Annotated in this window: 19 protein-coding genes; 12 read left to right on the top strand and 7 right to left on the bottom strand. The window is 43.0% G+C overall.

Going from position 1 to position 18,803, the window contains the following annotated elements; genetic code table 11:
- Positions 1 to 14: 14 nt before the first annotated feature.
- From B9T20_RS05475 to B9T20_RS05455, 5 genes are all read right to left on the bottom strand, one after another.
- Positions 15 to 1,685: a Na+/H+ antiporter gene (locus tag B9T20_RS05475; RefSeq protein ID WP_094490160.1), complete on the bottom strand. Its 1,671-nt coding sequence runs from the start codon at positions 1,683 to 1,685 to the stop codon at positions 15 to 17.
- A gap of 206 nt (positions 1,686 to 1,891) precedes the next feature.
- Positions 1,892 to 2,782, bottom strand: coding sequence for a hypothetical protein (locus B9T20_RS05470; RefSeq protein WP_094490159.1), 891 nt, complete (start codon positions 2,780 to 2,782; stop codon positions 1,892 to 1,894).
- Positions 2,783 to 2,827: 45 nt separating this feature from the next.
- A complete protein-coding gene (locus B9T20_RS05465; RefSeq protein WP_094490158.1) occupies positions 2,828 to 4,069 on the bottom strand; it encodes an aromatic amino acid transporter in 1,242 nt (413 codons plus the stop codon).
- An 85-nt stretch (positions 4,070 to 4,154) separates the two neighbouring features.
- A complete protein-coding gene (locus B9T20_RS05460; protein WP_233491609.1) occupies positions 4,155 to 5,036 on the bottom strand; it encodes a transglycosylase SLT domain-containing protein in 882 nt (293 codons plus the stop codon).
- Between the two features lie 187 nt (positions 5,037 to 5,223).
- Complete coding sequence (locus B9T20_RS05455; RefSeq protein WP_233491607.1) at positions 5,224 to 5,640, bottom strand: hypothetical protein; 417 nt, start codon at positions 5,638 to 5,640, stop codon at positions 5,224 to 5,226.
- A gap of 276 nt (positions 5,641 to 5,916) precedes the next feature.
- Between B9T20_RS05455 and aroQ the strand changes: the two genes are divergently transcribed.
- From aroQ to B9T20_RS05435, 4 genes are all read left to right on the top strand, one after another.
- Entirely contained in the window at positions 5,917 to 6,387 is a 471-nt protein-coding gene (gene aroQ, locus B9T20_RS05450; RefSeq protein WP_094490156.1) for a type II 3-dehydroquinate dehydratase, read from the top strand.
- A gap of 17 nt (positions 6,388 to 6,404) precedes the next feature.
- Positions 6,405 to 6,872: an acetyl-CoA carboxylase biotin carboxyl carrier protein gene (gene accB, locus B9T20_RS05445; RefSeq protein WP_094490155.1), complete on the top strand. Its 468-nt coding sequence runs from the start codon at positions 6,405 to 6,407 to the stop codon at positions 6,870 to 6,872.
- Positions 6,873 to 6,887: 15 nt separating this feature from the next.
- Positions 6,888 to 8,234 (top strand): acetyl-CoA carboxylase biotin carboxylase subunit, encoded by a 1,347-nt coding sequence (gene accC / locus B9T20_RS05440; protein WP_094490154.1) that lies wholly within the window; start codon positions 6,888 to 6,890, stop codon positions 8,232 to 8,234.
- A 401-nt stretch (positions 8,235 to 8,635) separates the two neighbouring features.
- Complete coding sequence (locus B9T20_RS05435; RefSeq protein ID WP_158520524.1) at positions 8,636 to 9,901, top strand: phosphoethanolamine transferase; 1,266 nt, start codon at positions 8,636 to 8,638, stop codon at positions 9,899 to 9,901.
- An 83-nt stretch (positions 9,902 to 9,984) separates the two neighbouring features.
- Here B9T20_RS05435 and B9T20_RS05430 read toward each other — a convergent pair whose 3' ends face one another.
- Both B9T20_RS05430 and sufU read right to left on the bottom strand, forming a co-directional pair.
- Positions 9,985 to 10,371: a DUF59 domain-containing protein gene (locus tag B9T20_RS05430; protein ID WP_008316548.1), complete on the bottom strand. Its 387-nt coding sequence runs from the start codon at positions 10,369 to 10,371 to the stop codon at positions 9,985 to 9,987.
- A 12-nt stretch (positions 10,372 to 10,383) separates the two neighbouring features.
- Positions 10,384 to 10,839 (bottom strand): Fe-S cluster assembly sulfur transfer protein SufU, encoded by a 456-nt coding sequence (sufU, locus tag B9T20_RS05425; protein WP_199415227.1) that lies wholly within the window; start codon positions 10,837 to 10,839, stop codon positions 10,384 to 10,386.
- A gap of 159 nt (positions 10,840 to 10,998) precedes the next feature.
- Here sufU and accD point away from each other — a divergent pair, with 159 nt between their 5' ends.
- Genes accD through B9T20_RS05385 form a run of 8 tightly spaced genes read left to right on the top strand, consistent with a single transcriptional unit; the run spans position 10,999 to position 18,700 of the window.
- Complete coding sequence (gene accD / locus B9T20_RS05420; protein ID WP_094490152.1) at positions 10,999 to 11,910, top strand: acetyl-CoA carboxylase, carboxyltransferase subunit beta; 912 nt, start codon at positions 10,999 to 11,001, stop codon at positions 11,908 to 11,910.
- Positions 11,900 to 13,177, top strand: a complete 1,278-nt coding sequence (gene folC, locus B9T20_RS05415) for a bifunctional tetrahydrofolate synthase/dihydrofolate synthase (protein ID WP_094490151.1) — start codon at positions 11,900 to 11,902, stop codon at positions 13,175 to 13,177. The genes accD and folC overlap by 11 nt, the downstream gene beginning before the upstream one ends.
- Positions 13,178 to 13,182: 5 nt before the next feature.
- Positions 13,183 to 13,917: an SPOR domain-containing protein gene (locus tag B9T20_RS05410; protein WP_094490150.1), complete on the top strand. Its 735-nt coding sequence runs from the start codon at positions 13,183 to 13,185 to the stop codon at positions 13,915 to 13,917.
- A 19-nt stretch (positions 13,918 to 13,936) separates the two neighbouring features.
- Positions 13,937 to 14,545: a CvpA family protein gene (locus tag B9T20_RS05405; RefSeq protein ID WP_094490149.1), complete on the top strand. Its 609-nt coding sequence runs from the start codon at positions 13,937 to 13,939 to the stop codon at positions 14,543 to 14,545.
- Between the two features lie 17 nt (positions 14,546 to 14,562).
- Complete coding sequence (gene ubiG / locus B9T20_RS05400; protein WP_094490148.1) at positions 14,563 to 15,279, top strand: bifunctional 2-polyprenyl-6-hydroxyphenol methylase/3-demethylubiquinol 3-O-methyltransferase UbiG; 717 nt, start codon at positions 14,563 to 14,565, stop codon at positions 15,277 to 15,279.
- Positions 15,276 to 15,998, top strand: a complete 723-nt coding sequence (locus tag B9T20_RS05395; RefSeq protein ID WP_094490147.1) for an SDR family NAD(P)-dependent oxidoreductase — start codon at positions 15,276 to 15,278, stop codon at positions 15,996 to 15,998. The genes ubiG and B9T20_RS05395 overlap by 4 nt, the downstream gene beginning before the upstream one ends.
- 27 nt (positions 15,999 to 16,025) lie before the next feature.
- Complete coding sequence (locus tag B9T20_RS05390; RefSeq protein WP_094490146.1) at positions 16,026 to 17,381, top strand: pitrilysin family protein; 1,356 nt, start codon at positions 16,026 to 16,028, stop codon at positions 17,379 to 17,381.
- 2 nt (positions 17,382 to 17,383) lie between these two features.
- Positions 17,384 to 18,700 (top strand): pitrilysin family protein, encoded by a 1,317-nt coding sequence (locus B9T20_RS05385; RefSeq protein ID WP_094490145.1) that lies wholly within the window; start codon positions 17,384 to 17,386, stop codon positions 18,698 to 18,700.
- Positions 18,701 to 18,803 lie beyond the last annotated feature (103 nt).

The following is an 18,803-nucleotide window of genomic DNA, read 5'->3' as shown; positions in this document are numbered from 1 at the left end:
TTACGAGCGAAATTCTATTGCTGTTCGCGACCAGCCAATATTGTCTCCAATAAGTCTAAATCATAACGCAATTTATTCGCTGTTTCTTCACTAATTTTACGCGTGGTTTTAAGGCGCGTTAATTCTGCACGCTCTGCACGAATTGCCGCAAGACGAAAGCGCAACTCCACAGAATCATAATATTCTGTTTCCGCATCCGTAATGCCAAGGGATTGACGAATGTCGCGCGCCACATGGTTGTGAATATCAGAAATGTGCTGTGGATCCACTTTGATTTCATTGTTGCTAATTAAACGGGTTTCGAGCGTTTGTAGGCTCGACAACGCCACCTGCTGCATCGAAGCTTTGGCAATTTTGATCTCATGATCAAGGTCATCATCATCGACGGAAAAACCTTTTAATAAGATCGGTAAAATCACAATCGCCACAATCAAGGAGATGATGATCACGCCGATGGCGATGAAGATCACTTGATAACGCGCCGGCACTGAAATAATGGTGGGCGATGTACTGATGTAAAGAGGAATGGACAATGCTGCAGCCAATGTCACCGCACCGCGCACGCCTGCAAATGTCATGATCACCAATTCGCGCACACTTAAATCTTCAAAGCCCCATTTTTTGTTTTTGCGCCAAAAGAAGACTTTCTTTAAATGTTTCATGGCCAATAACCATAAAAAACGCACCAACATCAACATGCCATAGACGATGAAAATGTCAGACACTAAACTCACAAAATTTGTATCGCTGTCTGTGGTGATGCGCTCGATGGAATATTCCACAATACCGGGGATTTGTAAGCCCAACATCAAAAACACAATGCCGTTTAATAAATATTCCAATACGGACCAAATGCTGTTGGCCTGAAAGCGCATCTCGATGGATACATCGCTCATGGTATTGCTGTACGTCACCGTCATCCCTGCGACAACAGCAGCTAAAATACCCGATGCGCCGATGTGTTCGGCAACGGCATACACCAAAAATGGGAGCAGCAATAAAAAGATCATCTGAATGGCGGTTTCATCGCCTTGTAAACGGCTCAATGCACGCACCAAACGCACATAAACCCACGTCACCACAAGGCCAATCAAAACGCCGCCACCGGCCATTAACAAGAAGTTGACGCCCATTTCGGCATAATCTGTGGTGGTTTTAAACACCATTGTGCCCATGATAATGGCCACGGCATATTTTAAAGAGACCAGCGCAGAGGCATCATTAAGGAGCGCTTCCCCTTCTAAAATTTTATTCATTTTTTTAGGCAAACGTCCCTTGCCCACAATGCCGGATAAAGCCACCGCATCGGTTGGGGACAAAACGGCCGCTAAAGCAAACGCAACGGCCAATGGTACTTCAGGCATCAATTTTGGGATGAATAACCCCAAGCCCAATACCGTCACAAACACCAAAAAGAGCGCCAAGCTCATGATTTCCCAACGCGATTGCATGAACTCATAAAATGGCATCCGACGGCCATCGGCAAAAATCAATGGCGGAATGAACAGAAACAGAAACAGATCCGGATCAAATTCCACATGCAAGCCAAATGATGGAAAGGCAATCGCCGCCCCAATGATGATTTGCAACACAGGCAATGGCAATTTGATGGGTAACAGTCGTCGGATCACGTCCGAAAGCGACACCATGGTGATCAATATTAATATTGTGTAAAAAATTTTCATCTGTCGTCGGTTCTTTTCGCTTTACTTGATTGTCAGAATGTAAAGATTGCCAGGGCAATTTTACGACTTATCTTTTAAGTATAAGATATGCACATCCTTTATGATGAACTATCGTTGGTGAAAAATTAAGCATTTTTTAAAAAATTAATCCAAAAATAAAAAAAGCCACAGCTGATGTGTGGCTTTTTTAACGAAAAGGAGAAGTTTTATTTCACTTTTTCTAACACGCTTTCTAACGTTTGTGTGGTGAGGAAAAACTGAGGTTCCGTGACAATGAACTCAGAGAACAAAATCCCGTGATCCGTTAAGAGCAATTTTAAGCGCTTCATGGTTTGATCATAATGGATAAAGTCCTCATGATTGCCTTTGAAGACTTCAAGGAAAGTGGCTTCATCCGGCACCAAAAACACCACTTCATTGCCATCCCACAAGAGCAAATGGCCGCTGCCTAACACTTGGAACGTTGGCCCCATTTCAAAAATGATGTGTTTCATCACTTCCCACAATGGCTCAAGATTGATTTGAATGAGTTGCGTGGCATAAAAACTGCTGATGTCACTCAATGTCACCATGTGCATGTGCGCCACATCGCAATGAAGCGCCGTTTCCATCAACGGTTTTAACACTTCCGTCATGATCCCTTGCTGAGACAATGTGGTTTCAATCTCACTCACCAATGCTTGATTGGCCTCATTTTTTGGCAATACCAACAATGCCGGAAAAATGTATAAAGGATCGGGCGATTCTGTGTCCTTATTAAAGGCGCCCACAGAAAACTCGCCATCCACGGCCGTAATCGTCACAATCGAAGGTTTAAATTGCTTGGCACGAAATTGGATTTTCGACACTTCTGTCATTTCATGATAGATGGGAAAACGCGGGCGCATGATTTGCGACACTTGATAACCTGCGCCCACCAACACCATGCCCACTTGCGACAACGCAGGATAAAGCTGCACTAAAGAGGCGCTCACCTTGCGGCTCATCTCTTCGGCCTCGGCTTTGGTTAAATATGTCTTAAACTCAGGGCTTAAATCTGACAATTGCAACATCACGCCAAAGTCTAAATACATCAATTCCGGTTGTGGGGTGTTCATGATTCTATCCTTTCACAAAAATATCCAAAAATTTATCCGTCTGTCTTATTGAATGAAAAAGTTCAGCGATTTAATTTGGAACACTTCCACCAATAAATGAGACACCGCAGCAATGATACCGTATCCGATCACAATGTAGGGCATCCATTTTCCACCAAATGCTTTAAAAGTGGCGGTTTCACCGGTTTTCGCTTGTTTTTTACGATGGGCAAGCACCGTCATGCCCGGAATGATCACAGACCAAATCGCCGCAAATAACCCTGCAAAACCGATGGCGATCACAAAGCCGTTCGGTAAACTCATGCCCAAAATGGTGGGTGGCACAAATGTGATCACCGCTGTTTTTGCGCGCCCTAAATGGGAATCATCAAAATGACATAAGTCTGCAATGTAATCAAACAGCCCTAAACCTGCGCCTAAAAATGAGGTCACCACAGCAAAGAAAGCAAAGAAATCCAACATATTGCGGAAAAATGCGGTGAGCTGAACTGAATCAAACAGCCACAATAATTTATCGCCCGTGATGTGTTGAAATGAGGCGCGATCCACATTGCCCATAATGCCAAGCATCCAAACAGCGTAGAAAATCAACGTCAGCCACATGCCAATCATTAAAGCGGCACGGATCTTTTTTCCACCTTCACGGCCATAATATTTCACAAAGCTTGGCACGCTCGCATGGAAACAAAAAGAGGTTAAAAAGAAAGGTAAACTTGCAAAGGCATAGATGGCGTAATTGTGCTCGCCCGTGGGTTCAAAGAGTTTTGTTGCAGACACAGAGCTCAACAAACCACTTAAAGCGGCAAACAATGTGATGAACATGGCCAACATCAATACAGTGGAAATGCGATCCACTGCTTTTGCACCCCACCACACCAAAACCGATAAAATCGCGGCAAAGATTAAGCCCGCCAGTGGCTTAGGCAAATCCACATCTAAATTCACCGCTAACGCATTTTTAATGACAGAGCCCGAACCATCGACATACGCATACAATAATATATAGAGGACAAACGCCACAGAAAAACCATTGATGACGCTGGCAAAATGGCCAAGATTATTTTTCACCAATGTGTGAAAACTTGAGCCTTCCGGATAGCTCAAATTGACTTCTAAAATCTCTTCTGCCGAATTTTGCATGAAGAATGTTGTGATCAGCATGATAAAAATGGTCCATGTGAACCACATGCCTGCAGAGACGATGGGCAAGGTGAGCATCCCTGCGCCAATCATCGTACCTGCTGCGATCATTGCACCGCCTATTACCGATGGTTGTCCTGTTTTCATAATCAAATTCTCATCTTATATTTTGTACAAAATACTCATTGTACCCATCCATAAAGAGAAGACAATATAAGATTAGTGAGAAAGATTATGAGCGCTGACGATTTCCGTAGACGATGTATTGATCACGCTCCTTTGAGGAGAGACCTTTTAAATGCTTCAATTCATTTTCCGGGATCATGATGGAACGCACACTGTTTTTATGCTTCACATTTGGATTATAAAATTCAATGACTTCCATTGAGATGTCTGAATCACGAATGATCTTTTTCATTTTCTCAGAGTTTTCCACGCGCACACGCACCAAGTTTGGAATTTCACTGTGGCTCACGGCGGCTAAACGCTCACGATCAGCAATCACTTCAGACAATGCGAGCACTTTAGGAATGTACGCGCGCGTCACCTCTGGCAAATCAATGTGCCAATAATCGACTTGTTTACCTTTTTGACGATTCGCTTGGATGCTGCGTTTTACGCGCCCTTCTCCGGCATTGTACGCCGCAATCGTCAAGAGCCAATCGCCATCAAACATCTTATTTAAATATTGCAAATAATCGAGCGCCGCTTTTGTGGAGAGTTCGGGATTAAAGCGGCCATCATAATTTTTGTGCACATCGATGCCAAAGTGCTCTGCCGTCACTTTACCAAATTGCCACAAGCCCACATAACGACCATTGTTTGAGGCACCCGGCTGATAACCACTTTCCACCAATGGAATCATGGCCAATTCAGCAGGCATTTTGCGGCGCTTTAACTCTTCAAAGATATAGCGCATGATCACCAAGCGATCTTCATCTAAATGATTAAAGATGCGCGGATCTTTCTGAAAACTTTTGACGTATTTTTGAACTTCTTTGTGAGTGACTTCATTGCTCAATTGACGATGCTTTGCAAAATCGGCAATCAAATGTTGTTCTTTTTTCAAGTGGCTGACTGTTTTTGCCGCAGGGTTCGCACATGCGTTGACCATGAATGTACACCACATCAGCACGACAACGCTGAGGATGTGTTTGAAACTTTTTCTATTAAATTCAAACATCTAACTGAATGCCTATTTATTTAAAGTGCGCAATTTTAGCACAGCGACAAAAAAAGTCGCTAAAAAAATGCGCAAATTTGGCAATTTTGCTAGAAATGAAGGCGCGATGTAGTGGCTATTATTCAGGATCTTTTAACAACAATGCCCAGCGCACAATCGCTAAAACACAGTAACTGATGACAAAAGGATAATGGCAAATGGAGAGAAGGGAGATCGTTGGCGTATGCACCATCGTCACATCATAGATCATCACCACACAATAAATATAATGGCTCAATAACAGCATGCCCGCTAAAGAGAGCCAAATCATATGATCCCCGGCCACTTTGAGCACAACGAATGCCATACAATAAAAGAGCATCATTAAAATCACTGTTGCGGCTAAAAATTTCACCAAACCGAGAGATGTAATGTGATGATGTGTCATGCCGTTGCTTGCAAAAAAATAGCCGATGCCAAATGAGATCAAGAGGATCAATCCACCTGTGCTCAATAATATCCCCTGCTTTTGATGTATATTCAGTGCGCGTTCCATCACTTTTGATCTCAATTTTTGGACATGACTTGCTAAGTTTTTAGTCAATTTATCGTAAAAAAGTTCAGCATCCCTTCGCACATAATATACAATTTCATGGAAGGTATGAGCTTTTTTGAAAAAAATAATCAAGATTGCGCGCAATTGTTCAATATCCTTAGAAACCCCATCAAAAAGGTTACATTTTGTCATTTAGCCAAATTTCACTTAATTTTTGAAAAGTTCACGCGATATACGTATAATTGCAATATTTTTACGTGACTAATATGAGGCACTATGTCCACAAACGAGCATTCTAAGGTACTGTTAATCAATGGCCCTAATCTCAATATGATTGGAACGAGAGAGCCTCAGATCTATGGTTACACAACCCTGCCTGAACTCGAAACACAATTGACGCACAAAGCGATGCAATTACAGCTTGCATTGTCATGCTTTCAGTCTAATATTGAAGGCGAAATCATCAACCAAATTCACAAAGCAAAGTCTGAGAACATTGATGTCATCTTAATCAACCCTGGCGCGTATACGCACACAAGTATTGCCATTCGTGATGCCTTTTTGAGCGTAGACATTCCATTCATCGAAATTCACATTTCGAATGTCTTTGCAAGGGAGCCATTTAGACACCATTCATATTTGTCAGACATTGCCTCAGGAATTCTGGTGGGACATGGACTTTTTGGCTATGAGCTTGGGCTCTATCGCGCTAAAAACATTGTTTCATCAAGATCATCGAAAACTTAGTAGGAGAATAAAAACTCATGGATATTCGTAAGATTAAAAACTTGATTGACCTTGTTGATGAATCAACGATTTCTGAAATCGAAATCATCGAAGGTGAAGGTTCAATTCGCATCAGCCGTAATTCTCAAGGCGCTGCAGTTGCTCAAGTTGCCCCGATTGCCCAACCTGCATACAACCCAATGCAACAAATCGTTGCCACAACGGCGGCACCTGCTGCTGCACCGGTTGCAGAAAAAGCAGAATTACCAGAAGGTAAAGTGATCCGCTCTCCAATGGTTGGTACTTTCTACCGCGCCGCTTCTCCAACATCAAATGCCTTTACAGATGTGGGTCAAACTGTGAACGTTGGCGACACAGTGTGCATCGTTGAGGCGATGAAAATGTTTAATCAGATCGAAGCAGAAATTTCAGGAAAAGTTGTATCGATCCTTGTTCAAAATGGTGAGCCAGTCGAATTCGATCAACCGCTCTTCATTCTTGAATAAGATAAGGACCACTCCATGATTAAAAAAGTTTTAATCGCAAACCGTGGTGAGATTGCACTGCGCATTTTGCGAGCATGTAAAGAGAAGAATATCAGCACCGTTGCTGTGTATTCAACCGCTGACAGAGACTTAAAACACGTACTTTTAGCCGATGACTCCATTTGTATCGGGCCACCACAATCATTTTCAAGCTATTTGAACATGCCTCAGCTCATTGCAGCTGCAGAATTGACAGATGCAGATGCCATCCATCCTGGTTATGGTTTCTTGGCTGAAAATGCAGACTTTGCAGAACGCGTTGAAGAATCTGGCTTTATTTTCATCGGCCCACGCGCTGAAACCATCCGTTTGATGGGTGATAAAGTCTCTGCGAAAAAAGCCATGATCGAAGCGGGCGTGCCTTGTGTGCCAGGTTCTCCAGGTGCTTTAACAGATGATGCAAATGCCAACCTAAAATTGGGTGAAGAAATCGGCTATCCGGTCATCATCAAAGCCTCAGGTGGCGGCGGCGGTCGCGGTATGCGCGTGGTTCATAAAGCAGAAGATTTATTGTCTGCCATTGAATTGACAAAAGCAGAAGCAAGCGCAGCTTTCGGCAACCCTATGGTTTACATGGAAAAATTCCTTGAAAAACCACGCCATGTTGAAATCCAAGTGTTATCCGATGAACACGGCAATGCAGTTTTCTTAGGTGAACGTGACTGCTCTATGCAGCGTCGTCACCAAAAAGTGATCGAAGAAGCATTGGCGCCTGGCATTACAGATGAAGAGCGTGCTCGCATTGGTGAATCCTGTGTGAATGCATGTAAACGCATCGGTTACCGCGGCGCAGGTACCTTTGAATTCTTGTATGAAAATGGTGAATTCTACTTCATCGAAATGAATACACGCATTCAGGTGGAACATCCTGTGACGGAATTGATTACAGGCATTGATCTTGTGCGCGCACAAATCGACATCGCTGATGGCAAACCACTTAAATTCACACAAGAAGACATCACCTATACAGGTCATGCCATTGAGTGTCGCATCAATGCAGAAGATCCAAAAACATTCTTGCCATCCCCTGGCACCATCACAACATTCGTGCCACCAGGTGGCCCTGGCATTCGTGTGGATACCCACATTTATGCAGGTTATAAGGTTCCGCCTTATTACGATTCAATGGTGGGTAAAATCATTGCACACGGCCCAACGCGTGAAATCGCGATCGCGCGCCTACGCAATGCTTTACAAGAAACTGTGATCGAAGGCATCAAGACGAACATCCCATTGCACCTTAAGATCTTAAATGATCCAAACTTCATCAAAGGTGGTACGGACATTCACTATCTTGAAAAAATGTTAAAAGCAGAAGATTAATTTTTGCAAATAAAAAGCCCTGATATTTCAGGGCTTTTTTACTCATACATAAAATCAATTAACAACCTATTTTGGAGTATAATAAATACATGGGTAATCCTCCCATGCACCTCCTAATAAAGATATTGCAAATGTATTTTTTTAAAATTTCACTTCTATTATTTTTATCCACTATCCCATATATATTATTATGGTGGAATGGTAACTCTCTTGGAAAAATTGACTTTATTAATTTTCTAATACTATTCTTATTTTTGACATTACCCATTTACTGTTCCAAGAAATTCAAACCAATCTGTGGGAGCATAGTTTGCATTTTTTACTTTATTCTACTTTTAAGTATTAGTTCATTTGGTAGTTTTCTCTCATTTGGTGCCTATTCCTCTATCATGGAGACAAGTTTGTCTGAATCAGTAGGGTATATTCGACAATTTGGCTTTGCACCTCTAATCATATCTATGACTTTAACAATAAGCGCCTTATATTTGATACTGAATACTAACAAGGCTAGATATGGCAAGGCTAAACATATAGTATTGTTCATTACAATCTTGCTTTTTATACATCCTGTATATTCATTGGCTATCAAAACAAATAGCCGGATTTTTCATGAATTTAGTATTAATCCACAAGGAATTATTGCCGATTTCTATTCTAGAAATATTATATCTCCGATTACTAACTATATATCATACCTTAAGGAACAAAGATTATTATCTATTCCTATAAATAATCATCTACCTGACAATGTAATACTAGGAAAAAATAGTCATTATCAGACGATTTATCTTGTCATTGGAGAATCTGCATCAAGTAATCACTTTTCATACACAGGGTACAAATACCCTACGACGCCATTTATTGATGATCTAAAAGAAAATAAAGAATTTTATTGGGTTCCAAATGCAATTTCTCCAGCCCCTATCACTAGAGAATCTCTCAAAAGAGTGTTAAGTTTTGCAACAGCATCTGATCATGATAGATATTATGATTATACTAATATAGTTAAAGCAGCCAGAAATAAAGGTTTTGAAACAATTTGGCTATCTAGTCAAAATTTTTCAGGAGTCCATGATACACCTATAGGAGTAATAGGAAGGTCATCTGATTTCTATACTTTTAATCTAGTAGATGACACTTTACTTGATGAAGTAACTAAGAAAAAAAATACCAATGTCCAACAGTTTTTTTTCATTCATCTAAATGGATCACATGCACCCTACACAAACTATGATGATCTAGATTTAAAAGTAATGCTAGCATCTGGCAGCAAACATCCTGAATATGATGCAACAATTAGGAAAACCGATCGATTACTGAGTCAAATTATCAATCAAATGTCTGACAACTCCCTGCTTATTTATTTATCTGATCATGGTGAAGTTGCTGGACTTGGGCATGGACTACATACACCTTCTCAGGATCAATTCAACGTTCCTTTTTTCATATATGATAATTCAGGGTCGATCAATGATTTAATACAATTTTTAACAAAATTGCGTTCAGCTAATGTATTTAATACGCAAATGACTATGGAATTTATCCTTAATGCCTTGGGTTATGAATTTTTGAATATCAACATCCCAAATCCCACAGAAGTCTATTTCAGCGATGGTAGTGTAATGCAATATGATAAAATGGTCGACATCTATGACAAACGCAAGTAAATAGCTTATTAAAAATAGGGTAGCATAACTACCCTATTTTCTCTCAGAAATAGATCACTATAACAAAAATGTAACCATAAAATTTAGAGCATATTCAACTCTAACTTCGCGCGCAATGACATGCGCTCAGGGGTCCAGAAGGGTTCCCACACTAAATCTACATGGCAATCATCAATCCCTGGGGTTGCCATCACAGCATTTTGTACCCACTCAGGCATTGAACCGGCCACAGGACAACCGGGTGCGGTTAATGTCATGTCAATTTTGATTTTAAAGTGATCTTCTGTGGTGTCTAAAAACTCAATCACATAAATCAACCCAAGCTCGTAGATGTCCACAGGAATTTCTGGGTCATACACACGCTTTAAATTATTGATGATCTCTTCAACCACCGCTTCACTCGCTTCGGTTTTTTCAACGCCTTCAGCATAATAGATGACTGCGTCGTTTGGGGATTTCTCTTCACTCATGCTCAATCCTTCTTACTCTGTTTTCACAGGTTCTTCATTTTCTGTGAGGGCTGCATGCAATGCATGCCATGCCAATGTGGCACATTTAACGCGGGCAGGATATTTTTTCACACCTGTCAAAATTGCTAAACGTCCAAGCTCACTCGTATCTACATCTTCATCTGTGGTGACTGCATCATGGAAAATGTTATATAACTTTTCCGCCTCTTCGATCGTTTTGCCTTTCACCGCTTCGGTCATCAATGAGCTTGATGCCGTAGAAATCGCGCAACCTTCCCCTTTAAAGGAGACATCTTGAATCACGCCATTGTCATCAACGGTTAAAAATACTTTGATTTGATCCCCGCACAATGGATTGTGACCACGCGCTGCATGTGTAGCCGGATCAATCACGCGAAAGTTACGAGGTTTTTTGTTATGATCAAGAATCACTTCTTGATACAATGCCTGCAAATCTGAATCCATCATTGTCGTCTCGCTCACCATATAGGACTAAAAGAGTTCACAATTATACGCCCTTTTTCATTCGCTCGCATTAAAATGCCATTAAATTGTGTTCTATTGAGTATTTAACGAGAATAATTTATCATTGCCAATCCACTTTCAAACTTATTAAAGGTGTATCCAATGAGTTCATGGTTCGAACGTCTTAATCCAATGCGCATCAAGAGTACCCATTCTAACAAGAAGGTACCTGAGGGCATCTGGAAAAACTGTAAAAGTTGTGATTCGATTCTCTATCAACAAGAGCTAGAACAAAACTTAAACGTTTGTCCGAAATGTAATCATCACATGAAAATCTCGGCAAGAAGTCGTCTCATCAACTTCTTAGACACTGATTCTACCCACGAAATTGGCGCAGAGTTAGAGCCCATCGATTTCTTAGGCTTTAAAGATGTGAAATCTTATAAAGTGCGCATCAATGATGCACAAAAAACAACTGGCGAAAGAGATGCCATGATCGCAATGGGCGGCACATTGAAAAACATCCCTGTGGTGGCCTGTGCATTTGAATTTGACTTCATGGGTGCATCCATGGGTTCTGTGGTGGGCGAACGCTTTAAACGCGCGGCTGATTTAGCCTTTGCAGAACGCAGACCATTGATCGTTTTTGCAGCCAGTGGCGGCGCCCGCATGCAAGAGGGTTTAACCTCATTGATGCAAATGGCTAAAACATCCGCCATCATCGGTAAAATGAATGATGAACAAATCCCATTCATCTCCGTATTGACACACCCAACCTATGGCGGTGTTTCTGCAAGCTTTGCAATGCTTGGTGATGTGATCATCGCAGAACCCAAAGCATACATCGGTTTTGCAGGCCCACGCGTGATTGAACAAACCGTGCGTGAGAAATTACCAGAAGGCTTCCAACAAAGTGAATTCTTATTGGAAAAAGGCGCGATCGACATGATCATTGACCGCCGCGAAATGCGCAATCAAATCGCCTCTTTATTGTCAAAAATGGGGAATTTACCTGAGCCATTTACCGAAACCTCTTTTGAAAAAGTGGACGAAAAAGACGCGAATGCAAAATAAAACGCTCAATGAGTGGTTAGTTGAACTTGAAAAAATCCATCCTTTAGCGATGGATTTTAAATTAGAACGCATCAAAAAAGTTTATCAAGCCCTCAATCTAACGCCGGTGGCACCTTTTATCATGACAGTTGCAGGCACCAATGGCAAAGGCTCCACCACCAATACCATCGCCGCCATTTGTGAAGCGTCGGGCACCCGTCATGGCCTTTACACTTCACCGCACATGCATCGCTTTAATGAGCGCATTGTCATCAATGGGCAGGAAGCGTCAGACAGCGAGATCATTGAGGCTTTTGAAGCCATTCAAAAGGCACGCGGCGAGATCACCCTAACCTATTTTGAATTTGCCACATTAGCGGCGTTTTATCTCTTTAAAAAGCACAATGTGAGCATCGCCATTTTAGAAGTGGGTTTAGGCGGCCGTCTTGATGCCACAAACATTGTGGATGCCGATGTTGCCGTCATTACACCCATTGATCTAGATCATACCAATCTCCTTGGCAACACCATCACTGAGATTGCCCATGAAAAGGCTGGCATAATCAAAGATCACAGCATTGTGGTCACAGCCGAATCATCACCAAATGTATCGATCTTAAATCAAGTGGCTAAACAGCATGCGACGTTGATTGAAGCGGGACGTGATTTTCAATATGCCATGATCGATGAAAAAACATGGCAATATCGCTTCAATGACCGCACATTGACCTTACCAATGCCGCGCTTGCAAGGTGTGCATCAATTGCAAAATGCTGCCGCTGCCATCAGCGCACTTTTCAATAGCCCCATTGCCGCGCAATTGACAGAAGCTGTGATTGCCAAAGGCTTACAACATACACGCCTACAAGGTCGCTTTCAAAAAGTGATGCATCAAAACCGCGAATTTTATTTTGATGTGACCCACAATCCGCAAGGCGCTGCCATTTTGCACGCTTTGCTAATGCCATTTAAAGCAGACAATCGCCCCATCATTGCAGTGCTTGGCATGCTCAAAGATAAAGATGCTGCAAACCTTGCCCATGCCCTTAAAGATGACATCAATACATGGGTGCTAGCAGGCTTAGAGGGCGATCGCGGGCAAAACTCTGATGCATTAAAAGCAAGAATTTCACCCATTTTGGCCCAAAGTGCAACGATACACACCGCCCATTCAGTGGCCGATGCGTGTCAAATGGCAACCGAACTTCCGCAAAATGATGCTATAATTTTGGTGTTTGGATCATTCCACACAGTCAGCGAAGGATTGAATTGGATTAACCCGAGATAAAAACCATGAATAAAAAACTTCAACAACGCATTGTCGGCTGCATCGCGCTCATCGCTTTAGGTCTTTGGATCATTCCAAATTTATTATCATCCGATGATTATCATGTGCCGGAAAATACCGCCGTCGAACAAGAAGATGACTTCTATGCAAGTACAGATGATGAACCTGCAACCATCACACCACCTGTCGATGCGCGTCCTGTGCCGCCCTCTGTCCATGAACCCATCACAGAAAATATGTGGGAAGCGGTGACGGACAATCAGCCATCACTGCCCATTGACAACAATGTGTCCATTGCAGAGCAATTGTTAGCACAAGCCAATCAACAGGGCAAAACCGTGCAAGCCCCACAAGCACAATTGCAAAATAAACCTGCAAAGCCACCGGTACAAAATCAACAAAAGCCCAACAATACAGCGGCAAAACCTGCCAACACTAAACCTGCGCCCTTGCCTAAAATTGAGCTCATCGGCTCTGCCCAAAGCCAAAACACCCAAAGTGCAAACGCTGCTCAACCTAAATTCACATGGTATGTGCAAGTGGGCTCCTACAGCAGCCGCGAAAATGCTACGCGTGTGATGAATGAATACAAGCGCCGCGGTTATGCTTCTGAAGTGGCGTTGATCTCTAAGCAATACAAAGTGCGCATTGGACCCCTTAAAACCCAAGACAATGCCAAAAATGTGCAAGCGGAATTAAAACGCCAAGGCGTGAACAGTTACATCATTCAAATTCAATAATCGAGTAAATTAGGACCTTATGAACTACATCGACATCGCCATCATTGGCATCATTGGATTATCAACCGTCATTGCATTTTTCAGAGGGCTCATCACCGAAGCCCTCTCTTTGCTTGTATGGATCGTCGCTTTTTGGGGCGCAGCTTACTTCTCTCAAGATGTGGCAGCCATGCTTCCGGATCAATTGCATGCCATCACCAAAGGCAAAATTGATTTAAATCCAAGCGAAGGCTCCACAGAAGAGTTACTCGTCTCCATTTTAAGTTACGCCATCACTTTTTTAGGCATCCTATTTTTAGCGGGCCTTGTGAATTTAGGGATTTCTTTGCTCATTCGCTTCTTGAAAATCTCATTCATTGATCGCATTTTAGGCATGGGCTTTGGCGTATTGCGTGGTTGGTTGATCGTGGCATTTTTAGGCTTGTTTGCCATGAATGTGGGTTTAAATAGCATCCCGATGTGGCAAAAATCACAATTGACGCCATTTGTGGAGTCAAGCGCAAACTTCATTGCCAAATTTTTACCCGAAAAATTCTTACAACAGATCAACATCAGTGAACTCTCTAAGCTGTTGCAATCGGATTTACAGAGCCCTAAATCCACCCCAACGCAACCGCACAACCATTAATCGTTAGGAGAATCGATATGGACAATGTCTCTCAAGATGAGATCAGCAAATTCAACCAACAAGATTGGTGGACACCGAATGGCAGTTTTCAAACGCTCCATGACATTAATCCCACACGCTTTGAATTCATCACAGAACATGCCAATTTACATGGCGTCAAAGCCCTTGATGTGGGCTGTGGCGGCGGCATCATTTCAGAGGGATTGGCAAAGCGCGGCGCCATCACAACGGCGGTTGATTTAGCCATTGGCGCTTTAGAAGTGGCCCGTGAACATGCAAAAATCTCAGGCCTTGAGATTGACTATCAGCTCTCCACCGTCGAAGCCCTCGCGGACTTACAGCCCAACACTTATGATGTGGTCACGTGCCTTGAGATGCTTGAGCATGTGCCCGATCCACAATCGATTTTAGATGCGTGCAGCAAACTTTTAAAACCCGGCGGCAAGCTTTTTTTATCCACCATTAATCGCACCTTTAAAGCCAAACAATTGGTGATTTTTGCGGCGGAAACGGTGTTAAAAATTGTGCCCAAAGGCACCCATGAATTTGATAAATTCATCACGCCTTTTGAATTATATACCTATTGTGAAAATGCCGGCTTAGCGGTCAAAGACAGCCGCGGCATGAGCTTTAACCCCTTCAATCGCGTAGCCTATTTAACACAAGATTTGTCCATGAATTATCTGTTGTATGCACAAAAACCAATGTCTGCCCCAAAAGAGGAAGAAAAATGAGTCGTTTAGCCAATAAAGTCATTTTAATCACCGGTTCTACAGGCATGGTCGGTCGCAACAGTGCATTAGCCTTAGCAAAAGAAGGCGCAACGGTTGTGCTCCTTGCCCGTGAGAAAAAACAAAAAATTGTCGAAGATTTGTATGATCAAATCGTGGCAGCCGGCGGCCCTGAGCCTGCCATTTTATACATGGATTTTGCTAAATGCAGCAATGATGATTACTATGCGCTCTATGAAACATTGGCGGCTGAATTTGGGAAACTCGATGGTATCGTGCACACTGCGGCCAATCTTGGTAACTTAACGCCCCTTGCCCACACCAATCCTGAAAAATGGTTATTAAGCATCAACACCACATTAAATACGCCTTTCTATTTAACGCAAGCCATGTTACCGTTGTTGAATAAGGCTGAACGCGCTTCGGTGATCTTTTTTGACCATGCCGAAGTGGCCGACGGTTCTCAAGCGTATTGGGGCAGTTATGCAGTGGCAAAGGCTGGCTTAAATACGTTAATGAAACTCTTTGCCGGTGAGTTTGAGTCCCAAGAAAAAATTCAATTTAACAGCATCGATCCTGTGTGCTTAAATTCAGCAATGCGCTACAGCGTCTCACCTTCTGGGAACCGTGATGCGAAAAAAGTGGCAGATGTCATCACGCACATCATCGATTTAAATGATGATACCCGCCCGTTCACCACAGGACAAACCTTCACCCTATAATTCACCTGACTGAATAAGGAGAGTGACATGGCATTTTTTAAAAAATTGGCCGCCATCACCACATTATCTGTGATGGCCATCAGCTACGGAAACGATCACATTACCACACAACCCACGCATGAATACACCTTAGACAATGGCTTAAAACTCATTGTGCGCGAAGATCACAGAGCACCCGTTGTCATCACCATGGTGTGGTATAAAGTCGGCTCAGTTGATGAGCCTCGCGGCAAAGGTGGCATCTCACACATGCTTGAACACATGATGTTCAAAGGCACGCCAACCCTAGGTCCTAATGAGCATTCCACCATTGTGGCCAATTTAGGTGGTAAAGATAATGCCTTTACCTCCTATGATTACACGGCTTATTTTGAGATTTTACCCAGCTGGGAATTAGAGACCAGTTTACGCTTAGAATCTGATCGCATGCACAATCTTGTGCTCAAAGAAGCAGACTTTGCGCCAGAGCGCCAAGTGGTGGCAGAAGAGCGCCGCATGCGCACCGACAGCAATCCACAAGCCCTCTTTTATGAAGCGTTCAATGCAACAGTTTGGACCACCAATGCCTATCGCAATCCCATCATCGGTTGGATGCCAGAAATTGAAAGTTGGACATTGTCAGATTTACAGAGTTGGTACAACGAATTTTATCGCCCAAACAATGCAACCCTCGTGATTGTTGGGGATGTGGATCCTGAAAAAACTCATCAAATGGTACAAAAATACTTTGGGGAGATTCCACGCGGTGCGAAAATCGTTCGAGAAAATAACTTTGAAGTGCCACAAAACGCCACAAAATACATTGACATGGCAGCGCCTGCCAATCTACCGGTGCTCTTTATGGCTTACAAAGTGCCGAGCATCAACAGCACTGAACACAAAGAAGAAGCGTATGCATTATTGCTTGCCTCAGAAATTTTAAGTGGCAGTGCAACGGCACGTTTACCGAAAAAACTGGTCAAAGAGACGCAGCAATCCCTCGATGCTTCTAGTTACTACAATGAAGGCGCCCGCTATGACACCACTTTCTTTTTAAGTGCCGTTCCGGCTGAAGGCGTGGCGCTTGAGACTTTAGAAGCTGAGCTCAAAGCGGCCATTAAAGATTTACAAAATACCTTGGTCAGCCAAGAGGAGCTTAAAAAGATCCTCACTGCCTATCGCACAGAGCAGATTTATGCCAAAGATTCCATCTATTCTCAAGCGATGGCCATTGGCGCTGCTGAAACCACCGGCGAAGGTTGGCAAAATCGTGACAATTTGGTGAGTTATTTAGAACAAGTGACACCTGAACAAATTCAACAAGTGGCACAAAAATATCTCAATGACAGCAACTTAACCATTGGTCGTTTGCGTGCGCATGCACCCGACAGTCAGGAGGAATAACCATGTTTAAACGCATTATCATGACACTCACCTGCCTCGCGATCAGTACCACAGCCATGGCATCCGATATGAAATCAAAAATTAAAGAGTGGCGCACTGATGAAGGTGCCCGCGTACTCTTCATCAATGCACCTGAAATTCCCATGGTGGACATCGTTGTCTCCATGGATGCAGGCAGTTTTCGTGAAGGTGATCAACATGGTTTAGCTGCCATGACCGCCACAATGATGACACTTGGCACCAAAGAGATGGATGAAAATGCTTTCTCTGAAGCATTAGAAAACATCGGCAGCAGCATCTCTGCAAACAGTAGCATTGCCACCACAAGCGTCAGCATTCGCTCCTTAACCGATGCAGATGTACTCAATCGCACGCTTGCTTTATGGTCAGAGATGATGGCATCACCACGCATGGATGCGGCGATCTTTGATCGTGAACGCGCCCAAGCCATCGATGCACAAAAAGCGCGTTTAGATAATCCCAACGCCATTGCCGGTGAAATGTATCAATCCCTGCTCTTTCCAGATCAATTGCAAGGCGTGACAAGTCAAATGCTTAAAGCCTCATTGAAAAAAATGACAATTGAAGATGTCAAAGCATTTCGTGATGCGTATTACCACGCCACAAATGCCAATATTGTAATTGTTGGTGCATTGTCCGAACAAGATGCCAAAGCCATCAGCTATGCATTGAGCGCCAAGCTTGGCAAAACAGACAAAACCTTAAGTCCAATTCGCAATACCGCCAAGCCTGTCAAAGCACAAACAGTGCGTGAGCCCTTCAATGGCCCACAAAGCCAAATCATGATGGGACAAGTGAGCATTGATCGCTTCGATCCTGACTTTTTATCTTTAACACTTGGCAACCATGTGTTGGGCGGCAGCGGTTTGACCTCGCTTTTAATGATGGACATCCGCGAAAAACAGGGCTTAACCTATGGCATTTACAGCTATTTTAGCCCAACCTTACTCCATGGACCGTTTACCATTGGCCTTGCCACCAAAAATGAAAGCGTTGATCATGCCATTGAAGCGACGCTAAAAGAGACCAAGGCATTCATTGCCAATGGCCCAACAGATGAGGATTTAGAGCGCGCTAAAAATAATTTGATTGGCAGCGGCATTTTGGCTTTAAGCAGCAACCGTGGTTTAGCCACAGCGCTGCTGACCATTGCTCAATATGATCTGCCATTGGATTATTATGACACTTATCCTGAGCGCATTCGTGCCATCACAAAAGAAGAGATCCAACAGGCGTTTGAGAAACACATTCATCCTGATGACTTCACCATTGTGATCGTTGGCGGCGCTGCTGAGTAAGCAAACATCAAGCCTTCACAGAATCCCGCGCCTTGCGGGATTTTTTATGCCATAAATAAATATTCTCATAAAATAGGAATTTTTTTTGTTTTCAAAAAAGATC

Origin of the sequence: Wohlfahrtiimonas sp. G9077 (genome assembly GCF_002252155.1) — a bacterium.
GTDB lineage: Bacteria > Pseudomonadota > Gammaproteobacteria > Cardiobacteriales > Wohlfahrtiimonadaceae > Wohlfahrtiimonas.
This window is presented reverse-complemented; position numbering and strand designations above follow the sequence as displayed.

Excerpts from the sequence above, each read along its gene's own strand:
- B9T20_RS05455 (WP_233491607.1), bottom strand. The coding sequence starts at position 5,640 with ATGGAACGCGCACTGAATATACATCAAAAGCAGGGGATATTATTGAGC.
- B9T20_RS05395 (WP_094490147.1), top strand. The coding sequence starts at position 15,276 with ATGAGTCGTTTAGCCAATAAAGTCATTTTAATCACCGGTTCTACAGGC.
- B9T20_RS05410 (WP_094490150.1), top strand. The coding sequence starts at position 13,183 with ATGAATAAAAAACTTCAACAACGCATTGTCGGCTGCATCGCGCTCATC.
- B9T20_RS05430 (WP_008316548.1), bottom strand. The coding sequence starts at position 10,371 with ATGAGTGAAGAGAAATCCCCAAACGACGCAGTCATCTATTATGCTGAA.
- sufU (WP_199415227.1), bottom strand. The coding sequence starts at position 10,839 with ATGATGGATTCAGATTTGCAGGCATTGTATCAAGAAGTGATTCTTGAT.
- aroQ (WP_094490156.1), top strand. The coding sequence starts at position 5,917 with ATGTCCACAAACGAGCATTCTAAGGTACTGTTAATCAATGGCCCTAAT.
- B9T20_RS05390 (WP_094490146.1), top strand. The coding sequence starts at position 16,026 with ATGGCATTTTTTAAAAAATTGGCCGCCATCACCACATTATCTGTGATG.
- B9T20_RS05460 (WP_233491609.1), bottom strand. The coding sequence starts at position 5,036 with ATGGTCAACGCATGTGCGAACCCTGCGGCAAAAACAGTCAGCCACTTG.
- accB (WP_094490155.1), top strand. The coding sequence starts at position 6,405 with ATGGATATTCGTAAGATTAAAAACTTGATTGACCTTGTTGATGAATCA.
- B9T20_RS05465 (WP_094490158.1), bottom strand. The coding sequence starts at position 4,069 with ATGAAAACAGGACAACCATCGGTAATAGGCGGTGCAATGATCGCAGCA.
- B9T20_RS05475 (WP_094490160.1), bottom strand. The coding sequence starts at position 1,685 with ATGAAAATTTTTTACACAATATTAATATTGATCACCATGGTGTCGCTT.
- accC (WP_094490154.1), top strand. The coding sequence starts at position 6,888 with ATGATTAAAAAAGTTTTAATCGCAAACCGTGGTGAGATTGCACTGCGC.
- ubiG (WP_094490148.1), top strand. The coding sequence starts at position 14,563 with ATGGACAATGTCTCTCAAGATGAGATCAGCAAATTCAACCAACAAGAT.
- B9T20_RS05385 (WP_094490145.1), top strand. The coding sequence starts at position 17,384 with ATGTTTAAACGCATTATCATGACACTCACCTGCCTCGCGATCAGTACC.
- folC (WP_094490151.1), top strand. The coding sequence starts at position 11,900 with ATGCAAAATAAAACGCTCAATGAGTGGTTAGTTGAACTTGAAAAAATC.
- accD (WP_094490152.1), top strand. The coding sequence starts at position 10,999 with ATGAGTTCATGGTTCGAACGTCTTAATCCAATGCGCATCAAGAGTACC.
- B9T20_RS05405 (WP_094490149.1), top strand. The coding sequence starts at position 13,937 with ATGAACTACATCGACATCGCCATCATTGGCATCATTGGATTATCAACC.
- B9T20_RS05470 (WP_094490159.1), bottom strand. The coding sequence starts at position 2,782 with ATGAACACCCCACAACCGGAATTGATGTATTTAGACTTTGGCGTGATG.